At 72.5% G+C, this 19,278-nt stretch carries 17 protein-coding genes; 9 read left to right on the top strand and 8 right to left on the bottom strand.

Annotated features, from left to right (window positions below):
• The first annotated feature begins 32 nt into the window (after positions 1-32).
• Positions 33-1,817 (top strand): DEAD/DEAH box helicase, encoded by a 1,785-nt coding sequence (locus ACZ4M3_RS13735; RefSeq protein WP_467732121.1) that lies wholly within the window; start codon positions 33-35, stop codon positions 1,815-1,817.
• A gap of 115 nt (positions 1,818-1,932) precedes the next feature.
• On the opposite strand, the gene ACZ4M3_RS13730 is transcribed toward ACZ4M3_RS13735, so the two are convergent.
• Positions 1,933-2,967, bottom strand: coding sequence for a hypothetical protein (locus ACZ4M3_RS13730; protein WP_467732119.1), 1,035 nt, complete (start codon positions 2,965-2,967; stop codon positions 1,933-1,935).
• Between the two features lie 367 nt (positions 2,968-3,334).
• Between ACZ4M3_RS13730 and ACZ4M3_RS13725 the strand changes: the two genes are divergently transcribed.
• Both ACZ4M3_RS13725 and ACZ4M3_RS13720 read left to right on the top strand, forming a co-directional pair.
• Positions 3,335-3,976 (top strand): IclR family transcriptional regulator, encoded by a 642-nt coding sequence (locus ACZ4M3_RS13725; RefSeq protein WP_453353789.1) that lies wholly within the window; start codon positions 3,335-3,337, stop codon positions 3,974-3,976.
• A gap of 181 nt (positions 3,977-4,157) precedes the next feature.
• Positions 4,158-4,955, top strand: a complete 798-nt coding sequence (locus ACZ4M3_RS13720) for a S16 family serine protease (RefSeq protein ID WP_467732117.1) — start codon at positions 4,158-4,160, stop codon at positions 4,953-4,955.
• On the opposite strand, the gene ACZ4M3_RS13715 is transcribed toward ACZ4M3_RS13720, so the two are convergent.
• From ACZ4M3_RS13715 to ACZ4M3_RS13705, 3 genes are all read right to left on the bottom strand, one after another.
• Positions 4,885-6,201, bottom strand: a complete 1,317-nt coding sequence (locus ACZ4M3_RS13715) for an MFS transporter (RefSeq protein WP_467732115.1) — start codon at positions 6,199-6,201, stop codon at positions 4,885-4,887. The genes ACZ4M3_RS13720 and ACZ4M3_RS13715 overlap by 71 nt on opposite strands.
• Positions 6,198-6,839: an ArsR/SmtB family transcription factor gene (locus tag ACZ4M3_RS13710; protein ID WP_467732259.1), complete on the bottom strand. Its 642-nt coding sequence runs from the start codon at positions 6,837-6,839 to the stop codon at positions 6,198-6,200. The genes ACZ4M3_RS13715 and ACZ4M3_RS13710 overlap by 4 nt, the downstream gene beginning before the upstream one ends.
• A gap of 104 nt (positions 6,840-6,943) precedes the next feature.
• On the bottom strand, positions 6,944-7,414 hold the full coding sequence (locus tag ACZ4M3_RS13705) for an Lrp/AsnC family transcriptional regulator (RefSeq protein ID WP_467732114.1): 471 nt from the start codon (positions 7,412-7,414) through the stop codon (positions 6,944-6,946).
• 133 nt (positions 7,415-7,547) lie between these two features.
• Between ACZ4M3_RS13705 and hppD the strand changes: the two genes are divergently transcribed.
• A complete protein-coding gene (gene hppD, locus ACZ4M3_RS13700; protein ID WP_467732112.1) occupies positions 7,548-8,702 on the top strand; it encodes a 4-hydroxyphenylpyruvate dioxygenase in 1,155 nt (384 codons plus the stop codon).
• Between the two features lie 214 nt (positions 8,703-8,916).
• On the opposite strand, the gene ACZ4M3_RS13695 is transcribed toward hppD, so the two are convergent.
• Entirely contained in the window at positions 8,917-10,437 is a 1,521-nt protein-coding gene (locus ACZ4M3_RS13695; protein WP_467732110.1) for a tetratricopeptide repeat protein, read from the bottom strand.
• A gap of 96 nt (positions 10,438-10,533) precedes the next feature.
• Between ACZ4M3_RS13695 and ACZ4M3_RS13690 the strand changes: the two genes are divergently transcribed.
• Entirely contained in the window at positions 10,534-11,955 is a 1,422-nt protein-coding gene (locus ACZ4M3_RS13690; RefSeq protein ID WP_467732108.1) for an FAD-binding oxidoreductase, read from the top strand.
• 51 nt (positions 11,956-12,006) lie between these two features.
• Here the strand turns inward: ACZ4M3_RS13690 and ACZ4M3_RS13685 are convergent, their stop codons facing one another.
• Positions 12,007-12,486: an SsgA family sporulation/cell division regulator gene (locus ACZ4M3_RS13685; protein ID WP_467732106.1), complete on the bottom strand. Its 480-nt coding sequence runs from the start codon at positions 12,484-12,486 to the stop codon at positions 12,007-12,009.
• Positions 12,487-12,761: 275 nt separating this feature from the next.
• On the opposite strand from ACZ4M3_RS13685, the gene ACZ4M3_RS13680 reads away from it, so the two are divergent.
• On the top strand, positions 12,762-14,099 hold the full coding sequence (locus ACZ4M3_RS13680) for an RDD family protein (RefSeq protein ID WP_467732104.1): 1,338 nt from the start codon (positions 12,762-12,764) through the stop codon (positions 14,097-14,099).
• 90 nt (positions 14,100-14,189) lie between these two features.
• Positions 14,190-14,918: an RDD family protein gene (locus ACZ4M3_RS13675; protein ID WP_467732102.1), complete on the top strand. Its 729-nt coding sequence runs from the start codon at positions 14,190-14,192 to the stop codon at positions 14,916-14,918.
• Between the two features lie 25 nt (positions 14,919-14,943).
• Here the strand turns inward: ACZ4M3_RS13675 and ACZ4M3_RS13670 are convergent, their stop codons facing one another.
• Entirely contained in the window at positions 14,944-15,255 is a 312-nt protein-coding gene (locus tag ACZ4M3_RS13670; RefSeq protein WP_467732100.1) for a hypothetical protein, read from the bottom strand.
• 438 nt (positions 15,256-15,693) lie between these two features.
• Between ACZ4M3_RS13670 and ACZ4M3_RS13665 the strand changes: the two genes are divergently transcribed.
• Together ACZ4M3_RS13665 and ACZ4M3_RS13660 are read left to right on the top strand one after the other, a co-directional pair.
• Complete coding sequence (locus ACZ4M3_RS13665) at positions 15,694-18,111, top strand: immune inhibitor A domain-containing protein (protein WP_467732098.1); 2,418 nt, start codon at positions 15,694-15,696, stop codon at positions 18,109-18,111.
• 113 nt (positions 18,112-18,224) lie between these two features.
• Complete coding sequence (locus tag ACZ4M3_RS13660; RefSeq protein WP_467732096.1) at positions 18,225-18,530, top strand: hypothetical protein; 306 nt, start codon at positions 18,225-18,227, stop codon at positions 18,528-18,530.
• 16 nt (positions 18,531-18,546) lie between these two features.
• Here ACZ4M3_RS13660 and ACZ4M3_RS13655 read toward each other — a convergent pair whose 3' ends face one another.
• The gene (locus ACZ4M3_RS13655) at positions 18,547-19,149 is read right to left on the bottom strand and encodes a nicotinamidase (RefSeq protein WP_467732094.1); all 603 of its coding nucleotides are present in this window, start codon (positions 19,147-19,149) and stop codon (positions 18,547-18,549) included.
• Positions 19,150-19,278 lie beyond the last annotated feature (129 nt).

Below are 19,278 nucleotides of genomic sequence, written 5' to 3'. Positions count from 1 at the left end.
GTACGACTGCCGAGAGCGACGAACCGGAGACCGTGACTACTACCGCCTCCCACCACCTCTCACCCGCCTTCCCCGGCCGCGCGCCGTGGGGTACCGCCAGCAAGCTGCGCGCCTGGCAGGAGAGTGCGCTGGGCCGATACCTGGAGACGCAGCCGCGCGACTTCCTCGCCGTCGCGACCCCCGGCGCCGGCAAGACGACCTTCGCGCTGACGCTCGCCTCCTGGCTGTTGCACCACCACGTCGTCCAGCAGGTGACCGTCGTCGCGCCGACCGAGCACCTCAAGAAGCAGTGGGCCGAGGCCGCCGCCCGGATAGGCATCCGGCTCGATCCGGAGTACTCGGCCGGGCCGCTGAGCAAGGACTACCACGGCGTCGCCGTCACCTACGCCGGTGTGGGCGTGCGCCCGATGCTGCACCGCAACCGGTGCGAGCAGCGCAAGACCCTCGTGATCCTCGACGAGATCCACCACGCGGGCGACTCCAAGTCCTGGGGCGAGGCCTGCCTGGAGGCGTTCGACCCGGCCACCCGCCGGCTCGCGCTGACCGGTACGCCCTTCCGGTCGGACACCAACCCGATCCCGTTCGTGACGTACGAGGAGGGCAACGACGGCATCCGGCGGTCGTCGGCCGACTACACCTACGGCTACGGGAACGCCCTCGGCGACGGCGTCGTCCGGCCCGTGATCTTCCTCTCCTACAGCGGCAACATGCGCTGGCGCACCAAGGCGGGCGACGAGATCGCCGCCCGCCTCGGCGAGCCGATGACCAAGGACGCCATCTCGCAGGCCTGGCGCACCGCGCTGGACCCGCGCGGCGACTGGATGCCGAACGTACTGCGCGCCGCCGACCAGCGGCTGACGGAGGTACGCAAGGGCATCCCCGACGCGGGCGGCCTCGTCATCGCCTCCGACCAGGACTCGGCGCGCGCGTACGCCAAGCTGATCCGGGAGATCACCGGGACCAAGGCGACCGTCGTCCTGTCCGACGACACGGGCGCCTCGAAGCGGATCGACGACTTCAGCGCGGGCGACGACCGGTGGATGGTCGCGGTCCGGATGGTGTCGGAAGGCGTCGACGTGCCGCGCTTGGCGGTGGGGGTTTATGCCACCACCATTTCGACGCCGCTGTTCTTCGCACAGGCCGTCGGGCGTTTCGTACGTTCGCGCAGGCGCGGCGAGACCGCTTCTGTGTTCCTTCCGACGATTCCGTACCTGCTCGGATTCGCCAATGAGATGGAAGTCGAACGGGACCACGTTCTCGACAAACCGAAGAAACAGGGTGAGGAAGACCCTTATGCCGAGTCCGAGAAGGAAATGGACGAGGCGAACAAACTGGAGGACGAGGACACCGGCGAGGACGAGCAGATGTCCTTCGAGGCGCTGGAGTCCGACGCCGTCTTCGACCGGGTGCTCTACGACGGCGCCGAGTTCGGCATGCAGGCGCACCCGGGCAGCGAGGAGGAGCAGGACTACCTCGGCATCCCCGGGCTGCTGGAGCCCGACCAGGTGCAGATGCTGCTCCAGAAGCGGCAGTCGCGGCAGATCGCGCACAGCCGGCGCAAGCCGGACACCGAGGCGGACCTGCTGGAACTGCCGGCCGACCGGCGGCCCGTGGTTTCGCACAAGGAGCTGCTGGAGCTGCGCAAGTCGTTGAACACGATGGTCGGCGCGTACGTCCACCAGAGCGGCAAGCCGCACGGGGTGATCCACACGGAGCTGCGCCGCGTGTGCGGCGGGCCGCCGAGCGCGGAGGCGACGGCGGGACAGTTGCGGGAGCGCATCAAGAAGGTCCAGGAGTGGGCCACCCGTATGCGGTGAGTCCCCCCGTCCCCGCGGGCTGTCCTGATGTTCCGAACGCGGAACGGGGCCCGCGCGCCGATGCGCGCGGGCCCCGTTCTCATGTGGTGCTCGGCTGCTCGCCTTCGCCCGCGGGTTACGCGGTGGTGCGGCGTCGGCGGCCGGTGCCGGCGACCAGGGCGGCGCCCATGGCGAGGGCCACACCGCCGGCGCCCAGGGCCCAGGTGGTGGCCGCGTCGGTGCCGGTCTCGGCGAGCTGGCCGCCGGTCTGGCCGTTGCCGGTGGTGCCGGTGGTGCCGGTGTTGCCCGTGGTGCCGGTGCCGGTGCCGGTGCTGGTACTGCTGTGCGTGCCGTTGTCCACGATCGGCGTGGTGTTGCTGCCGCCGTTCGGCTTCGTCTCGTTGCCGCCGGTACCGGTACCGGCGCCGGTGTCGCCCTTGACGATCTTCGCCTCGGCCCAGACGGTGTCCGACCAGACGTCCTCGTCCGTGTTGCTGCCGCCGGCGACGGCGATGGCGATGTCGCCCGTCGGGGCGCCCGCGGTGAACTTGACGCGGACCTCGAGGTCGAAGGTGCCCTTCGGGATGTTCAGGTCGTCCGTCAGCAGGGCGACGATCACGCCGCCCTCGTCCTCGATGGCGACGTTGTGCCACTGACCCGCGAAGCGGACCTGCACCTGGGCGTCGCCGGCCGCCAGCGCCGCGCGCTGGTGGGCGACGGCCAGGATGAGGACGTAGCTCTCCTGGGCCTTGCCCTGGGAGTTGTCCGCGGCGAGGGTGAAGTTCGTCCACTCGCCGCCGGCCTTGAAGGTGCTCGGGACACCGTTCAGGCCGAGCTCGGGGCCGGTGCCGTGCTCGAAGAAGTCGCCGTCGCCCATGTCCGGCTGCTCGGGCCCGGTCCCGGGCCCGGTGACCGGAGCCGGGGTCTCCCCCTTCGGGGCCGCCGGGGTCTGCTTGGCGGGAGTCTCCTTGGCGGGGGTCTGCGTCACCGGAGCCGGGGTCTCGGCGGCCGGGGCCGGGATCTCGGCGGTGGCGGAGTCGTCCTTCGGAGCTGCGTCCGGCGTCGTGACCGCCGCGTTCTTGACCTCGTCCGCCATCGCGGGGGTTGCCATGAGCACGGTCGGACCGACCACGGCGGCAGCGGCGACGACGGCCATGCGCTTGAGCTTCATTAGTTGCTTTTCCCCTCCGCGTGCTCCGGACGATCCGCCCGGCCACCCCCAGCGTTCTTTAAAACGTGATCAGCGTAGGGTCGAGGTAACGCCACATTGCGCCAATGAACATTACGAATTGACACACGGGGAAGAAAAAATCGGAACAAACCGGCGGTAGGCGCCCGGATTCTGGACGAGGCCTTCCGCTGAGCGGACCTGCTCGCTACTGTCCCCGCATCGAACGCCCCGTGGCAGCGCCGCCGCGGGAGCGCAGCCGGAGCCATGCCATGGCCGCAACCGGCGGCCTCTCCGTGCGTCGCCGAGGGACCGGCAGCGCTCCACCCCGCGAGAGTCACCGCCGCCCAGTGAAAGAGGGAGAGGCGTCGTGACTGCGGAAACCTCCCAGACCCTCGACCGAGGGCTCAGAGTTCTCAAGCTGCTCGCCGACACCGACCACGGTCTGACCGTCACCGAGCTCTCCAACCGACTCGGTGTCAACCGCACCGTCGTCTACCGTCTGCTCGCCACGCTCGAACAGCACGCCCTGGTCCGCCGCGACCTCGGCGGCCGCGCCCGGGTCGGGCTCGGTGTGCTCCGGCTGGGGCGACAGGTCCATCCGCTCGTCCGCGAGGCGGCCCTGCCCGCGCTGCGCTCCCTCGCCGAGGACATCGGGGCGACCGCGCACCTGACCCTCGTCGACGGCACCGAGGCGCTCGCGGTGGCCGTCGTGGAGCCGACCTGGACCGACTACCACGTGGCCTACCGGGCCGGCTTCCGCCACCCGCTGGACCGCGGGGCAGCGGGCCGGGCCATCCTGGCCGCCCGTCAGGGGGCGCTCATCGAGCCCGGGTACACCCTGACCCACGGAGAGCTGGAAGCGGGCGCCAGCGGCGCCGCGGCACCCCTCGTGGGCGTCACCGGGCTGGAAGGCAGCGTCGGCGTCGTCATGCTGGCCGACGCGGTGCCCGAGCGGGTCGGCCCGCGCGTGGTCGACGCGGCCCGCGAGGTCGCCGACGCCCTGCGCTGATCCCCTGCGCTGACGCCTGACGCCTGACGCCTGACGCCTGACGCGCCGACGCCGCGCGCCCGCGACGTGCGCCGACGTACCGCGCTACGGCCGCGCCCGCCGCGTCCCGGACCGCCGGGGCGCGGGCCGCGGCGGCGCGTGCGCGGGCCGGCGCTCCGCGGCGGCCCGATAGATTGACCGCGTGCTCTCTCGCCTCACACGTCTGCCGCGTCCCGCCGCCCTGGCCGTCTGCGCCGTGCCCGTCCTCGGGCTGTTCGTCGCGGCGGCCTTCGCGCCGCTGCCCTTCGTGATCGCCCAGCCGGGGCTCACCGCCGACGTGCTCGGCGCCCGTGACGGCAAGCCGGTCATCGCCGTCACCGGCGCCCCCACCCGCGAGACCAAGGGCCAGCTGCGGATGACGACCATCCAGGCCACCGGCCCCTCCTCGACGGTGCGGCTGCCCGAACTCGTCGCCCGCTGGTTCGACGGCACCCGGGCCGTCATGCCCCGCGGGTCCGTCTACCCGACGGGCGGAAGCGACAAGGAGATCGAGGCGCACAACCTGGAGGAAATGGCCAAGTCCCAGTCGACCGCCTCCGAGGCCGCACTCGGCTTTCTGCACAAGGACCCCAAGACGGTGAAGGCCGATCTCAACCTCGCCGACGTCGGCGGTCCCAGCGCCGGCCTGCTGTTCTCCCTCGGCATCGTCGACAAGCTCGACGGCGACGGCAGCGGCGGCGACCTCACCGGCGGGCGGGTGATCGCCGGTACGGGAACCATCACCGCCGGGGGCGAGGTCGGCGCGGTCGGCGGGGTCGCACTCAAGACGCAGGCCGCCAAGCGGGACGGGGCGAGCGTGTTCCTGGTCCCCAAGGCCGAATGCTCCGACGCCCGCTCCGAGCTCCCCGAGGGACTCCGGCTGGTCCCCGTCACCTCCCTGACGGATGCGGTGAACGCCCTTCGGGCACTGAACCGGGGGGAGTCGGTTCCGTCCTGCTGACCGGCCCGGGCGCGCCGGCCGGCGCCGGCCGGCGGTCCATGCCGCGCCACGCCGGGAACACCAAGGGGCTCAGCGTCGCCAGCAGGTAGACGCCGCCGAAGGCGAGCAGCGCCGGGGTGGCGCCGAACCCGTCGATCAGCAGGCCCGCCGCGAGGCCGCCCAGCGGCATCGTCAGCTCACAGCCCGCCGTGGTCACCCCGGCGACCCGGCTGCGCAGCGCGTCCGGCACGTGCTCGTAGACCAGCGTGGACAGGATCGGGTTGAGCACGCCCGCGCCCAGCCCGGAGAGCGCCATGGTCACCGAGAGCGGCAGCGGGGTGTCGGTGACGGCGGCCACCAGGTACCGGGGTGCCCCGCACAGCAGGAACGCCACCGTGAACACCGTCCGGCGGTCCAGCCGCTCGCCCCACGCTCCGTACAGCAGGGCGCCGAGCAGCGCGGAGCCGCCGAAGAGGGCGACCATCAGGCCGAGCGCGGAGGGGCCGCCGAGGGCCTCGCGGCCGTGCACCGGCAGCAGCACCGAAGACCAGCCCTGGTCCAGGCCGTTGGTCGTCATGACCATCACGGTGATGCCCAGCAGCAGCCTCGACCGGGCCACGAAGGCCCAGCCTTCGGCGAGGTCGGCCCGGTAGCCGGCGAACGAGATCTTCCCGGCGTCGCGGTGCGGTTCGGCCGCCGGGACGCCCCGCAGGAAGGCGGTGACCAGCAGTGCCGACGCGGCGTAGGTGGCGGCGTCCACCAGCAGGACCGATTCGGTCCCGAACGCGGCGATCAGCACTCCGGCCAGGGCCGCCCCGATCATGCGGGCCCCGCGCGAGACGGCGTCGTAGAAGCCGGCCGCCCGGGCGAGGGGAGTGCCGGCGTGCTCGGCCAGGTCCGGGAGCAGCACGCCGCGGGCGGTCAGGCCCGGAGTGTGCACGAGGCCGCTCAGCGCCATCAGCGCGCACAGCATCCAGAACTCCAGCAGTCCCGCGTAGTGCAGCAGCGGGATCGCGCCGACGGCCAGCGCACAGATCAGGTCGGAGACGGCGGAGACCCGGCGGCGCCCGATCCGGTCGATGACGGGCCCGCCGACGAGGGCGGCCACGACGACCGGGAGGGTGGCGCAGAAGGCCACGACGCCGGCCCGGCCGGCGCTGCCCGTGGTCTGGAGCACGAACCACGGAACGCCGATGACGGTGAGCGAACTGCCCGCTATGGAAATGGTGTTGGCGGCCAGCACCGCTGCTAAGGGGCGCCTGCTCATGTCGTGCTCCGGGGGGTGTCGGCGCTGTCGCGCGGGAAGGCGTGGGTGTGGACGCGGACCGGCAGCCGGCCTTCGGCGGGCGGCAGGTCGCGGAAGCTGTTGACCAGGTCGTGCATCCTGCGGATCAGCTCGCGGCTCTCCCCGGCGGTCAGGTGCAGCGTGAAGTCGCTGAGGTCGGAGCCGTGCCGCCACTCGGCGGACCAGGCGTGGGCGTTGCCGAGCCAGGTGCTCAGCTCCTGGGTGTGGATCGTCGCGACCTCGTGCAGGAAGAAGTCCGCCGCGCCGCGGGTGGCCGGGTCGTCGTCGTACAGCAGGCCCTCGTCGAACCGCATGCCGTCGTGGGCGGCCTTCCACCACCGCTCGCGGCCCTTGCCGTGCTCGGGCGCGTCCTCGACGAAGCCGTAGGCGGCGAGCTGGCGCAGGTGGTAGCTGGTGGAACCGCTGGACTCCCCGAGGCGTTCGGCCAGTTGGGAGGCGGTGGCGGGGCCGTCGTGGCGCAGCGCGGCCAGCATGCGCATGCGCAGGGGATGGGCGATCCCGCGCAACGAGCGGGCATCGAGGGTGCGGACCAGGGGCTGCGACCGGGGCCGGGACTGGGGCCGGGACTGGGGTTGGGGGTGGGGTTGGGACGGGGACATGGGCTGGGGCTGCGGGACTTGCGGAGTCTCGGGCACGGGCCCACCGTAGAGTTGCAAAGGTTCCTATGCAAGGGTTTCTTTGCAAGTCGTGTCGCCCCCGCAGGTCAGTCGTCCGCGGCCGCCTGCTCGACCAGCGGGATGATCCGCAGCGGAACCGGGTTCTCCATGACGATCGCCGTCGAGGCCCGCACGATCCCCTCGAAGCCGACCACCCGGTCGATCACCCGCTGCAGGTCCGCGTTGGAGCGGGCCACCAGCCGGCACAGCATGTCCCCGTGACCCGTCGTCGTGTGCAGTTCCAGCACCTCCGGCACCCCGTCCAGGTGGGCCCGTACGTCGGCCCCCTGGCCCTGCTTGATCTCCAGCGTGGCGAACGCGGTCACCGGGTAGCCCAGCGCGGCCGGATCGACCTGCGGCCCGAAACCGCGGATGGCCCCGCTCGACTGGAGCCGGTCCAGGCGCGCCTGGACCGTGCCGCGGGCCACGCCGAGCCGCCGGGACGCCTCCAGCACCCCTATCCGGGGCTCGCGGGCCAGCAGCACGATCAGGCGGCCGTCCAGTTCGTCGATTCCCATGGCTGCCTCCGGACCGCTCGACGGGTGGTCATACTGCACAGATCTTTCAGTCATGCTGCGGCTGTGCTGGTCAATATGTACAGCAGAAACGGAAACTATTGCGCAGCTTGTGGATCGGCGGGAATCTGCGCTCATGACTGAGTCTTTGGCGCACCTCGAAACCACCCCGGCCACCGCGCGTGGGGCAGACCCCTTCCCGGTGAAGGGCATGGACGCGGTCGTCTTCGCCGTGGGCAACGCCAAGCAGGCCGCGCACTACTACTCCACCGCGTTCGGCATGAAGCTCGTCGCCTACTCCGGACCGGAGAACGGCGTCCGCGAGACGGCCAGCTACGTCCTGACCAACGGCTCCGCCCGCTTCGTCCTGACCTCCGTCATCAAGGCGGCCACGGACCGCGGCCGGTTCCTCGCCGAGCACGTCGCCGAGCACGGCGACGGCGTGGTCGACCTCGCGATCGAGGTCCCGGACGCCCGGGCGGCGTACGCGTACGCCGTCGAGCACGGCGCGCGCGGGCTCGACGAGCCGTACGAGGTCAAGGACGAGCACGGCACGGTCGTGCTCGCCGCGATCGCGACGTACGGCCAGACCCGTCACACGCTGGTGGAGCGCAAGGGGTACTCCGGCCCCTACCTGCCCGGCTTCGTCGCCGTCGACCCGATGGTCGAGCCGCCGGCCAAGCGGACCTTCCAGGCGATCGACCACTGCGTGGGCAACGTCGAGCTCGGCCGGATGAACGAGTGGGTGGCGTTCTACAACAAGGTCATGGGCTTCACGAACATGAAGGAGTTCGTGGGCGACGACATCGCGACCGAGTACTCGGCGCTGATGTCGAAGGTGGTCGCGGACGGCACCCTCAAGGTGAAGTTCCCGATCAACGAGCCGGCGATCGCGAAGAAGAAGTCCCAGATCGACGAGTACCTGGAGTTCTACGGCGGTGCGGGCGTCCAGCACATCGCGCTGGCGTCGAACGACATCGTGGCGACCGTGCGGTCGATGCGGGCGGCGGGCGTGCAGTTCCTGGACACCCCGGACTCGTACTACGACACGCTGGGCGAGTGGGCCGGCGAGACGCGGGTGCCGGTGGAGACGCTGCGCGAGCTGAAGATCCTCGTCGACCGGGACGAGGACGGGTACCTGCTGCAGATCTTCACGAAGCCGGTGCAGGACCGGCCGACGGTGTTCTTCGAGATCATCGAGCGGCACGGGTCGATGGGGTTCGGGAAGGGCAACTTCAAGGCGCTGTTCGAGGCGATCGAGCGGGAGCAGGAGAAGCGGGGCAACCTGTAGGTTGCGCTGATGTGCCGGGCTGCGGCCCCGCCGGGTCCCTGCGGGGGGCGGCGGGGCCGTTGCGTTGCGCGGCGGTCCGGGGCCGGTCCGGGGCCGGTTGCCGGTGCGGCGCCGTTGCGCGGAGCGGCCCCGGCTGCGCCGGGCTTCCGGGGCTCCGCCCCGGGCCCCGCGCCTCAAACGCCGGCGGGGCTGGATTTGGCCCGGGCGCCGCGCCTCAAACGCCGGCGGGGCTGGGTGTGGCGGTGGGGGTGGGTTTGGGTGGGGTGGAGGGGTGGGGTTTGGGGGTGGCCTTGGGGAGGTCCGGGGCTACCCAGGGAGTGGCCGGCTGCATGTTCTCCGGGCCGCCCGGCGGGGGCTGGGCCAGGGCGGCCAGGGCTTCCTTCGCCAGCGGGCCGCGCAGCGGCGAGAAGCCCGGGTTCGTCCGCAGGGCCTCCTGCAAGTGCCGCCGCGCCCCCGCCTCGTCGCCCAGGCCGCGTTCGATCATCGCCCGGTGGAAGGAGAACTCCGCGCTCCGCAGCCCCGGTTCCGTCGCCTTCTTCGCGTACTCCAGCGCCATCGCGTCGTCCCCCGTCCGGTGCAGCGCCCACCCCAGCGCGTCCGCGACCTCCATGCTCTTGTGCCGCCCCCACTCCTGCGTCAGCCGCCGCACCGCCGCCTCCGGGTCGCGATGGTCGGCCTCGTACAGCCCGAGCACCACGCTCTCGTCCACCGGCTGCGCAGCCTCCTGCCCGGCCAGCGCGCCCAGCGCCTCGTACGGCACCCGCGCCTCCTCCACCCGGCCCAGCGACTCCAGCAGCTCGCCCAGCTCCAGCTGCAACCGCGGTACCGCAGCCCGGCCCAGCGCCATCCGGTAGTCCCGCACCGCCTCCCCGCCCCGCCCCAGCGAGGCCAGCGCCCGCGCCCGGCCGCCCAGCGCCTCCGCCTGCGCCGGGTCCGTGCGCAGCGCAGCCTCGTACTGGCCCAGCGCCTCCTCCGCGTCGCCCCGCTCCCAGGACAGCTCCCCGAGCCGGAACAGCGCGTACGCCTTCTCCACCGGGGCCTTCGCCGCGCCCGCAGCGTGCTCCATCGCCATCACCGCGTCCTCGCGCCAGCCGCGGTCCCGGTACACCTGCGAGGCCTTGACGTACACCGCCAGCCCCGAGTGCAGCTCGTCCAGCCGCTCCAGCGCCTTCTGCGCGGCCTTGTAGTCGCCGAGCCCGGTGTACGCGTCCACCAGCACGGGGTACGCCGTCCACCGCCGCGGCGCCTGCGCCCGTACCAGCTCGCCCCACTTCTTCGCCGTCCCGAAGTCCCGCCGGGCGTTGGCCAGCGCGCCCATGCCCGTCATCGCGTCGAAGTTGCCCTGCTCGGCGGGCCGCAGCTCCAGCGACCGTTTCAGCGCCCCCTCCGCCTTCGGGAACCAGTCCGCGGCGGCCGTGCGCCGGCCCTGTTCCAGGTAGGCCGAGCCGAGCACCGCCCACGACGCCCCGTCGCGGGGATGCGCCGCGAGCCACTTCTCCCGGTCCGTGACCAGCGCCGTCAGGTCCACCGCCGCTGCCGGGGCGCCCAGGCCCATCGCCGCCGCCGCCCGTTCACCGGGGCCGGGCGGGCGCGCGTCGTCCCCGGTCCGGGCCGGCCTGACGACCAGGGCCCCGACGATCAGGACCACCGCGACCGCGGCCGCCACGAGCGTCTTGCGGCCGGTGAACGTCACGGCCGGCTCGGCCTGCTCCGATGCGTAGTCGATACGGTCCATGAGGTCACTGTGCGTCAATATGAAGAGTACGCCGGGGTGTCCGAAGAAGGTCGCGTCCGTGTTCACACCTATGGCCCCAGCTGCCACGCTGACCCCATGGATGATGACCTCTCCACCCCACCCCGCACGGACCTCCGCGAGGCAGCGCCCCACGAGGCACTCCTCGAAGCGCTCCTCGACGGGCTGCCCGCGGAAGCGGTCCTGACCGACCCCGAGGTGACCGCCTCCTACGCCACCGACATGGCGAGCTTCTGCGCCGCCGGCACCCCGGCCGCCGTCGCCCTGCCCCGGACCGTGGAACAGGTGCAGCACGTGCTGCGCACCGCGACCGCCCTGCGCGTCCCCGTGGTGCCCCAGGGCGCCCGTACGGGCCTGTCGGGCGCCGCCAACGCCTCCGAGGGCTGCATCGTGCTCTCCCTGGTGAAGATGGACCGGATCCTGGAGATCTCCGCCGTCGACCGGATCGCCGTCGTCGAACCGGGCGTGGTCAACGCCGTCCTCTCCCGCGCCGTCGCCGAACAGGGCCTGTACTACCCGCCCGACCCCTCCAGCTGGGAGCAGTGCACCATCGGCGGCAACATCGGCACCGCGTCCGGCGGTCTGTGCTGCGTCAAGTACGGCGTCACCGCCGAGTACGTCCTCGGCCTCGACGTGGTCCTCGCCGACGGGCGGCTGCTGCGCACCGGCCGGCGCACCGCCAAGGGCGTCGCCGGGTACGACGTCACCCGCCTGTTCGTCGGCTCCGAGGGCAGCCTCGGCGTCGTCGTGCGGGCCGTGCTCGGACTGCGCCCCGCGCCGCCCCGGCAGCTCGCGCTCGCCGCCGAGTTCCCCTCCGCCGCGGCCGCTTGCGCGGCGGTCTGCGCCGTCATGGAGGCCGGACTGACGCCCTCGCTGCTGGAACTGATGGACCGTACGACCGTCCGGGCGGTCAACGCCCTCGGCAAGATGGGCCTGCCCGAGAGCACCGAGGCGCTGCTGCTCGCCGCCTTCGACACCCCGCAGGCGCCCGACGACCTCGCCGCCGTCGCGCAGCTGTGCGCGGCCGCCGGGGCCACCGCCGTCGTACCCGCCGAGGACGAGGCCGAGTCGGAACTGCTGCTCCAGGCCCGGCGGATGTCGCTGACCGCGCTGGAGGCCCTGCGGCCCGCGACGATGATCGACGACGTGTGCGTCCCGCGCTCGCGGCTCGCCGAGATGCTGGAGGGGACCGCCGCGATCGCCCGTACGCACGAGCTGCTCATCGGGGTCTGCGCGCACGCCGGGGACGGCAACACCCACCCGGTGGTCTGCTTCGACCCGGCCGACGAGGACGAGGCACGGCGGGCCCGCGCGTCCTTCGACGCCATCATGGCGCTCGGGCTGGAGCTGGGCGGCACCATCACCGGTGAGCACGGGGTCGGCGTCCTGAAGAAGGACTGGCTCGCCCGCGAGCTGGGGCCGGTGGGTCTGGAGGTGCAGCGCAACCTGAAGCGCGCCTTCGACCCCCTGGGCCTGCTGAACCCCGGCAAGCTGTTCTGAGACGCGCTCCGGGACCACCGGGGCCCGCGCGTCGCCACCACCCGCGGGCCCTCAGAAGTCCCCGTCCGGCGACTCGTCCGAAGGCCACGGGTCCCGCAGCCACATGTCGTCCGCCGGGGTCGGGGTGAGCAGCTCCGCCAGCGCCGCGTCCAGGCCGAGCCGCTCCGCCTCCGTCCCCGGCGGGACCACGCGCAGGGTCCGCTCCAGCCACGCCGACACACAGGCGGCGGGAGCCTCCAGCAGGGCGTCGCCGTCGGGGGAGCTGAGCGCCATGGCCAGCACGGACCGGTTGTCGACCTTCGTGGGCCAGATCCGGACGTCGCCGTGGCCGCACGGCCGGAACACCCCCTCGACCAGCAGCTCGCGCGCGAAGGTCCAGTGCACCGGGGCGCTGGAGCCGGCGTGGAAGGTGATGTGCACGGCGTACGGGTCGTCGGTCAGGTAGAGCAGCCTGGCGGGGACGGGGATGCTGCGCTCGGGGGACATGACCAGCTTGAGTTCCAGCTCGCGCTCGATGACGGGGTGGTGCATGAGGGCCTCACTTCGTTGCGGATCTCGCGTCCGGTGCGCGCGGGGCCCGGATCGAGCCCCACGTCCGGAGAGAGCCCCGATGTGCCGGGGTATGACGCGACTTCGCGAGGTGAAGCGGAGATTGGCCGAAATCTGTCGGATGACCGAAACCAGGCGACTGAGGAAAGGGTTCGCTCGAAGGCTTGGATTCTCCCGTTACCGGACCTGCCGGAGGGAGGTTCTTCGTTATGGTCCTGCCCTTCACAAGCCTCAAGCCACGATCGGAGTTGGGGACATTGACGGCCTCCCCTGGTGACGGCGAGCACGCGGCCCGCGAGGGCTACTACCCCGATCCCTCCATCCCGGGGTACGTCCGGTACTGGAACGGCTCGAACTGGGTTCCGGGTACGAGCAGGCCCGCCACGCCCGCGGACGAGACGGGTCCGGTCTTCCTGGACGAGACGTCCGCGACCGAGGCGCTGCCCGACCCCGACCCCGACCCCGGCTCCGACCCGGAACCCGCCGCGCCGTCGGCCCGCGACCCCGAGCCATTGGCCGCCGCCGTGGCCGAGGCGGCGGCCTGGCAGGCGGACCCCGCGCACCAGGCGGGCTTCGGCGGCCCGCGCGACGTACGGGTGTCCTGGGGCCATCCCGAGGAGCCCGCCGGGGCGCTGCCCGCCCGGGCGGCGGTCGCCGCGCCGCCCGGGGACCGGTACTCCGCGCAGGCCCCCGCGGAGGCGGTGGGCATCCTGTCGGCCCGCTCACCCGTGGCGGCGGCCGCCCCCGCGCCCGTCGCCGTCCCCGCCCCCGGGGCCGCCCCGGCGACCGCGTGGCCCGCGGCTCCCGGCGGCGGTGGCGGTGGCGCGCCGTCCGGGGTCACCTCCTCCTGGCCCGAGGCGGCCGCCCGGCCCGCCCCGGCGCGGCCCCGTCCGGCGGTGACGGCGCCCGGGCCGGCCCCCGAGCCGCCGCGGCCCGTGCCCGTCGCCGACCGCACCCCGCCCGTAGCCCCGGCGCCCACCCCGCCCCAAGCCCCGGTACCCAGCCCGCCCGTAGCCCCGGCGCCCGCACCGCCCGTAGCCCCGGCGCCGGCCGCCGTCCCGCTTCCCGCACCCGCCGCCGTTCCGCTCCCCACCGCGCACGCCGTCTTCGAGCGCATGGCCGAGCGGGCCGTCCGCCCCGCGGGTCTCGTCCGCCGCGGCCTCGCCCGGCTCCTGGACTCCCTCGTACTCGGCGCCGTCGCGGCGGGCACCGCCATGCCCCTCGTCCCCCGGGTGACGGCCCACGTCCAGGCCAAGGTCGACGCCGCCCGGGCGATCGGGCGGCACACCACCGTCTGGCTGCTCGACGCCACCGTCACCGGCTACCTGGGCCTGGTGCTCGCCGCCGTCCTGCTCTTCGGAGTCCTCTACGAGGCCCTGCCCACCGCCCGCTGGGGCCGCACCCCGGGAAAGAAGCTGCTCGGCGTCCGGGTCCTGACGACCGCCACCCGGCGCCCGCCCACCTTCGGGGCCGCCCTGCGCCGCTGGCTGGTGTACGCGGCCCTCGGCGTCCCGGGCAGCCTCTGGTGCCTGGCCGACCGGCCCCGCCGGCAGGCCTGGCACGACAAGGCGGCGAAGACGTACGTAGCCCGGTAGGCCCTGCGCCCCGCCCGCCCGGCCCCTGTCACACCCCCGGACGGACGCCTTCCCGTTGCGGGGTCCGCGCGCCCGGGGTCGACTCGGGCCATGAGCACCGATCAGCCGCCGCCGGACCAGCCGCCCGAGGACGACCCGTTCCGCAAGAAGCCCCAGGAACCGACGCCCCCGTCGGGCGGTTCGCCGTACGGTCCGCCGCCGGGCGGCGCCGGGTATCCGCCGCCCCCGCCCCCGGGCGGACCCGGCGGACCAGGCGGCGGGGGCTACCCGCCGCCGCCCGGGCAGTACAACGGGAGCGGTGGCGCCGGAGGGCCGTACGGGATGCCGGACCCGCTCGCCGGCATGCCCCCGCTCGCGGACTTCGGCAAGCGGCTCGGCGCCCGCGTCATCGATGTGATCATCGTCGCAGTACCGCTGTTCCTGATCCAGCTGCCGTTCGGCTCGCGGCGCTACTCCGTCGACACGAGCAAGGGGGAGGACGTCACCGAGGTCATCACCAAGTCGTACAACGGCAGCGGACTGCTCTGGACGCTCATCTCGATCGTCGCGTACGTGGGCTACGACTGGTGGTTCACCAAGCGGAACGGGCAGACCATCGGCAAGCGGGCCATGGGCCTGCGCGTCGCGATGCTCAACGACGGCAGCGTGCCGCCGTCCGGCCCCGCGCTCAGCCGTGGCGCGGTGCTGTGGGTGCCGACCCTGATCTGCTGCTTCTGCCTGTGGCCGCTCGCGCTGATCGTCTCGATGCTGGTCGACAAGCCGTACAAGCAGGCGCTGCACGACAAGGTGGCGAAGACCGTGGTGGTCCGCACCACTTAAGGGCTGTCCCGCCCGCTCCGCCGGTTCAGTGGTGCACGGGGTGCACGGGCTGTTCGGCCGCGGCCCGCGGTTCGGGCACCCGCGCCGGTGCCGGTGCCGCCGGGCCGGCGGGGACCGCCCCGGCCGCCGGCAGCGCATCGCCCTGCCGGGCGTGCCGGCCGCGCCGGCGCGGGATCGGCACGGTGAGTGCGACGAGGAGCCCGAGGGCGAGCGCGGCGGCGGAGATGACCGCGATGCCGATCCCCGTGCTGGTCTGCGACAGCAGCAGCATGGCGATCGTCGACACGATGACGGTGGCGGACCCGTAGGCGAGCTGTGCGGCAGTCGGACGCGGCATGGCGGTATCCGTCCTCAAGGCGGTGAGGGAGAGTCGGCTCAACTGGTCGCGCGTCAGCAGACTCTATGACGGGGGATGCCCGAGCGGAACCGTCAGTAAGCGTGCCCTAACCGGAGGATGGCCTCGCACGGGAGCACAGGGGGGCGCACGGCATCATTTCCCGGGCATCCTGTGGTGGTTCTCCGGCCATCTTCCGGTGTTCGCCGAGGGCGCCCGCCGAGGGCGGGAAGCGCCCCTTCGCCCCGACTGGCGCCGGAACGTCCGAATAGCGGAACTCGCTGCCCGCATAGTGCAGTTGTAAGGAACAAGTCAAGGTCTGTCTTTTCTCTGTTCTCTCCGGTCAAATGTCGTCACTTGAGACGCGCGCCGCGCGGAACCCCCCACTCCTTTGGAGACGTTCCGACCAACGCTGCGGCCGCGGGAGGGGAACGACATCAAGTGACCGGCAACTCCACGAGAAGGCGCAGGCTGCGCGCCGCGGCCGTCGCCGCGACGCTGGCCGCCACCGCGGCCTCGGGCGCCTTCTTCACCACGGCACAGGCCGACACGAGCCCGAGTGGGGGTGGCGCGCCCGCATCGGACCGCCAGGACCCGAACGCTCCGGCGAAGGAGCAGGTCCAGCACGACCTGCCGGGCCCGTTCAGCAAGCAGCAGGCGCAGGCCCGCGAGGCCGCCCTCGACCAGGTGCTGAGCGGCAAGAAGGAAGTAGAGCAGCGCGGGGCGTCCAAGGTCGTCAAGCTGGACGACAAGAAGTACGTCGAGCTGGGCCGCGAGAAGACCGACAAGATCTTCACGATCCTCGTCGAGTTCGGCGACCAGGTCGACAACACGACCATGTACGACCCGGACGGCCCGAACGGCCCCAAGCCGCCGGTCCCGAAGTACGGCGGCACCCCCGGCCCGGCGCACAACACGATCGCGCAGCCCGACCGCGCGACGAACAACAGCACCGCGTGGCGCAAGGACTTCAGCCGCGACTACTTCCAGGACCTGTACTTCGGTACCGGCCAGGGCAAGAACTCGCTGAAGACCTACTACGAGAAGACCTCCTCGGGCCGCTACTCGGTCGACGGCCAGGTCGCCGACTGGGTCAAGATCCCGTACAACGAGGCCCGTTACGGCTCGAACTACTGCGGCCAGACGAACTGCTCCAACGTCTGGGACACCGTCAAGGACGGCGTCAACGCGTGGGTCGACGGCCAGAAGAAGGCCGGCAAGTCGGACGCCGAGATCAAGGCGACCCTGGCGCAGTACGACCAGTGGGACCGCAACGACTACGACGGCGACGGCAACTTCAACGAGCCCGACGGCTACATCGACCACTTCCAGATCGTCCACGCGGGCGAGGACGAGTCGGCCGGCGGCGGCGTGCAGGGCAACAACGCGCTGTGGGCGCACCGCTGGTACGCGTACGGCACCGACGTCGGCAAGACCGGCCCGGCGAACAACAAGGCCGGCGGTACGCAGATCGGTGACACCGGCATCTGGGTCGGCGACTACACGATGCAGCCGGAGAACGGCGGCCTCGGCGTCTTCGCGCACGAGTACGGCCACGACCTGGGCCTGCCCGACCTGTACGACACCAGCGGCGGCGGCGACAACAGCGTCGGCTTCTGGTCCCTGATGTCGGCGGGCTCCTGGCTCGGCGACGGCAAGGACTCCATAGGCAACCTCCCGGGCGACATGGACGCCTGGAGCAAGCTGCAGCTCGGTTGGCTGAACTACGACAAGGCCACGGCCGCGACGAAGTCCACCCACAAGCTGGGTGTCTCCGCGTACAACACCAAGGACAAGCAGGGTCTGCTCGTCGAGCTGCCGAAGAAGCAGGTCAAGACGGACATCGTCGCTCCCGCCGAGGGCTCCTCGCAGTGGTGGAGCAACATGGGTGACGACCTCAAGAACACCCTGACCCGCTCGGTCGACCTGACCGGCAAGTCCTCCGCCGCCCTGTCCCTCAAGGGCTGGTGGGACATCGAGCAGGACTACGACTTCCTGTACACCGAGGTGTCCACGGACGGCGGCGCCACCTGGACCGCCCTCGCCGGCACCGCCGACGGTGCGGCCCTCCCGGCCGACGCCTCCGGCGCCCCCTCGCTGACCGGTGTCTCCGGCGCCTGGAAGCAGCTGAACTTCCCGCTGGACGCCTACGCGGGCAAGAAGATCGACCTCCGCTTCCGCTACCAGACGGACGGCGGCGCGGGCGGCAAGGGCTTCACCGCCGACGCCGTCACCCTCACCGCGGACGGCTCCGCGCTGTTCACCGACGGCGCCGAGAACGGCGACAACGGCTGGACCGGCAAGGGCTTCTCCCGGGTCGGCGCGAGCTTCACCAAGGAGTACCCGCAGTACTACCTGGCGGAGAACCGCCGCTACGTCTCGTACGACTCGACCCTCAAGGTCGGCCCGTACAACTTCGGCTTCGCCAACACCAAGCCGAACTGGGTGGAGCACTACCCGTACCAGGACGGCCTGCTGATCTGGCTCTGGGACACCTCCCAGAAGGACAACAACACGAGCCAGCACCCGGGCTCGGGTCTGATCCTCCCGGTCGACGCCAACGCCAAGCCGATGAAGTGGGCGGACGGCACCCTGCTGCGGAACAAGATCCAGCCGTACGACGCGACCTTCAGCGCCTACTCGACGGACGCGTTCACCCTGCACAAGAACGGCGAGGCGCTGTTCCTCAAGCCGAAGCCCGCGAACCTCGTCTTCGACGACCACAAGGGCAAGTACTTCTACGACGAGAACCCGACCGGTTCGGTGAAGGTCACTGACACCAACACCAAGATCAAGATCGTCAAGGAGCCGTACGACGGTCTCCAGATGACGGTCGAGGTCGGCCCCGCCGCCAAGTAGTCCGGCAAAACCGCAGGTCAAAGCATGATCGGCCGTCGCCCTCTAGCGGGCGGCGGCCGATCGCGTTTAGATGCGGGTCGGAAGTTGTCTTATTGACGGGGGAGCTGAAGATCATGCCCGGTGGAGGTTTCGTCAGACTGCCAGGCGGCAGCGTGGTGGTCGCGCTCATGCTGCCGAGACCGTCCGGCGAGGACGGGAACGTCCGCGTCCTCGTGCACGCCGCGAACCGGGCCCGCGCCCTGACCAGGCTGCGGAACCTCGGCATGCGCGCCGTCTACCTGCGCGGCAACGCCCACCCGCCGACCCCCGACGAGGTCACCGCCGTCCTGCACCACCCGGACGGCCTCCTCTGGCGCGGCACCCCCGACCGCGCCCAGGAACTCTGGCACCCGATCCGCGCCCTGCTGCGGGGCGCCTGAGGGCCCTGGCGGCCCGCTACGCGCCGCCGAGCACCGGCGCGCCCGTGAGGCGCACCCCGGCCGCCCGGAGCTCCTCCAGCGCGCGGGCGGTGGTGCGCGGGGCCACGCCCGCCGTGAGGTCGAGCAGGACCTGCGTGCGGAAGCCCGCGCGGGCCGCGTCCAGGGCGGTGGCCCGCACGCAGTGGTCGGTGGCGATGCCCACGACGTCGACCTCCGTCACGCCGCGCTCGCGCAGCCAGCCGGCGAGGCCCGCGCCGTTCTCGTCCCGGCCCTCGAACCCGCTGTACGCGGCCTCGTACGCCCCCTTGTCGAAGACGGCGGCGACCGCCCCGGAGGCGACCGCCGGGGCGAAGTTCGGGTGGAAGCCGACGCCCTCGGTCCCGGCGACGCAGTGCACCGGCCAGGAGCTCTCGTAGTCCGGCTCGGCCGGCGGGCGCGCGAAGTGCGGACCGGGGTCGATGTGGTGGTCACGGGTGGCGACGACGTGCCGGTAGCCGGGCGTGGCCTGGCCGATCAGCTCCGTGATGGCGGCGGCGACGTCGGCGCCGCCGGGGACCGCGAGGCTGCCGCCTTCGCAGAAGTCGTTCTGTACGTCGACGACGATCAGTGCGCGGTGCATGTCGCGTGCCCTTCGCTGTGATGTGTGGTGGGGCGGGACCCTCGCGGGGGCGCTTCCCCCACCGTGCCGGTGCCCTGCCCCCGGACCCCCGCGCCTCAAACGCCGCCGAGGTCGCAGTGGCCCCGGGCG

The organism is Streptomyces sp. NPDC026522, from assembly GCF_055567555.1.
Note: the sequence above shows the minus strand (reverse complement) of the source record. Positions and strands in the feature narration are given on the sequence as shown.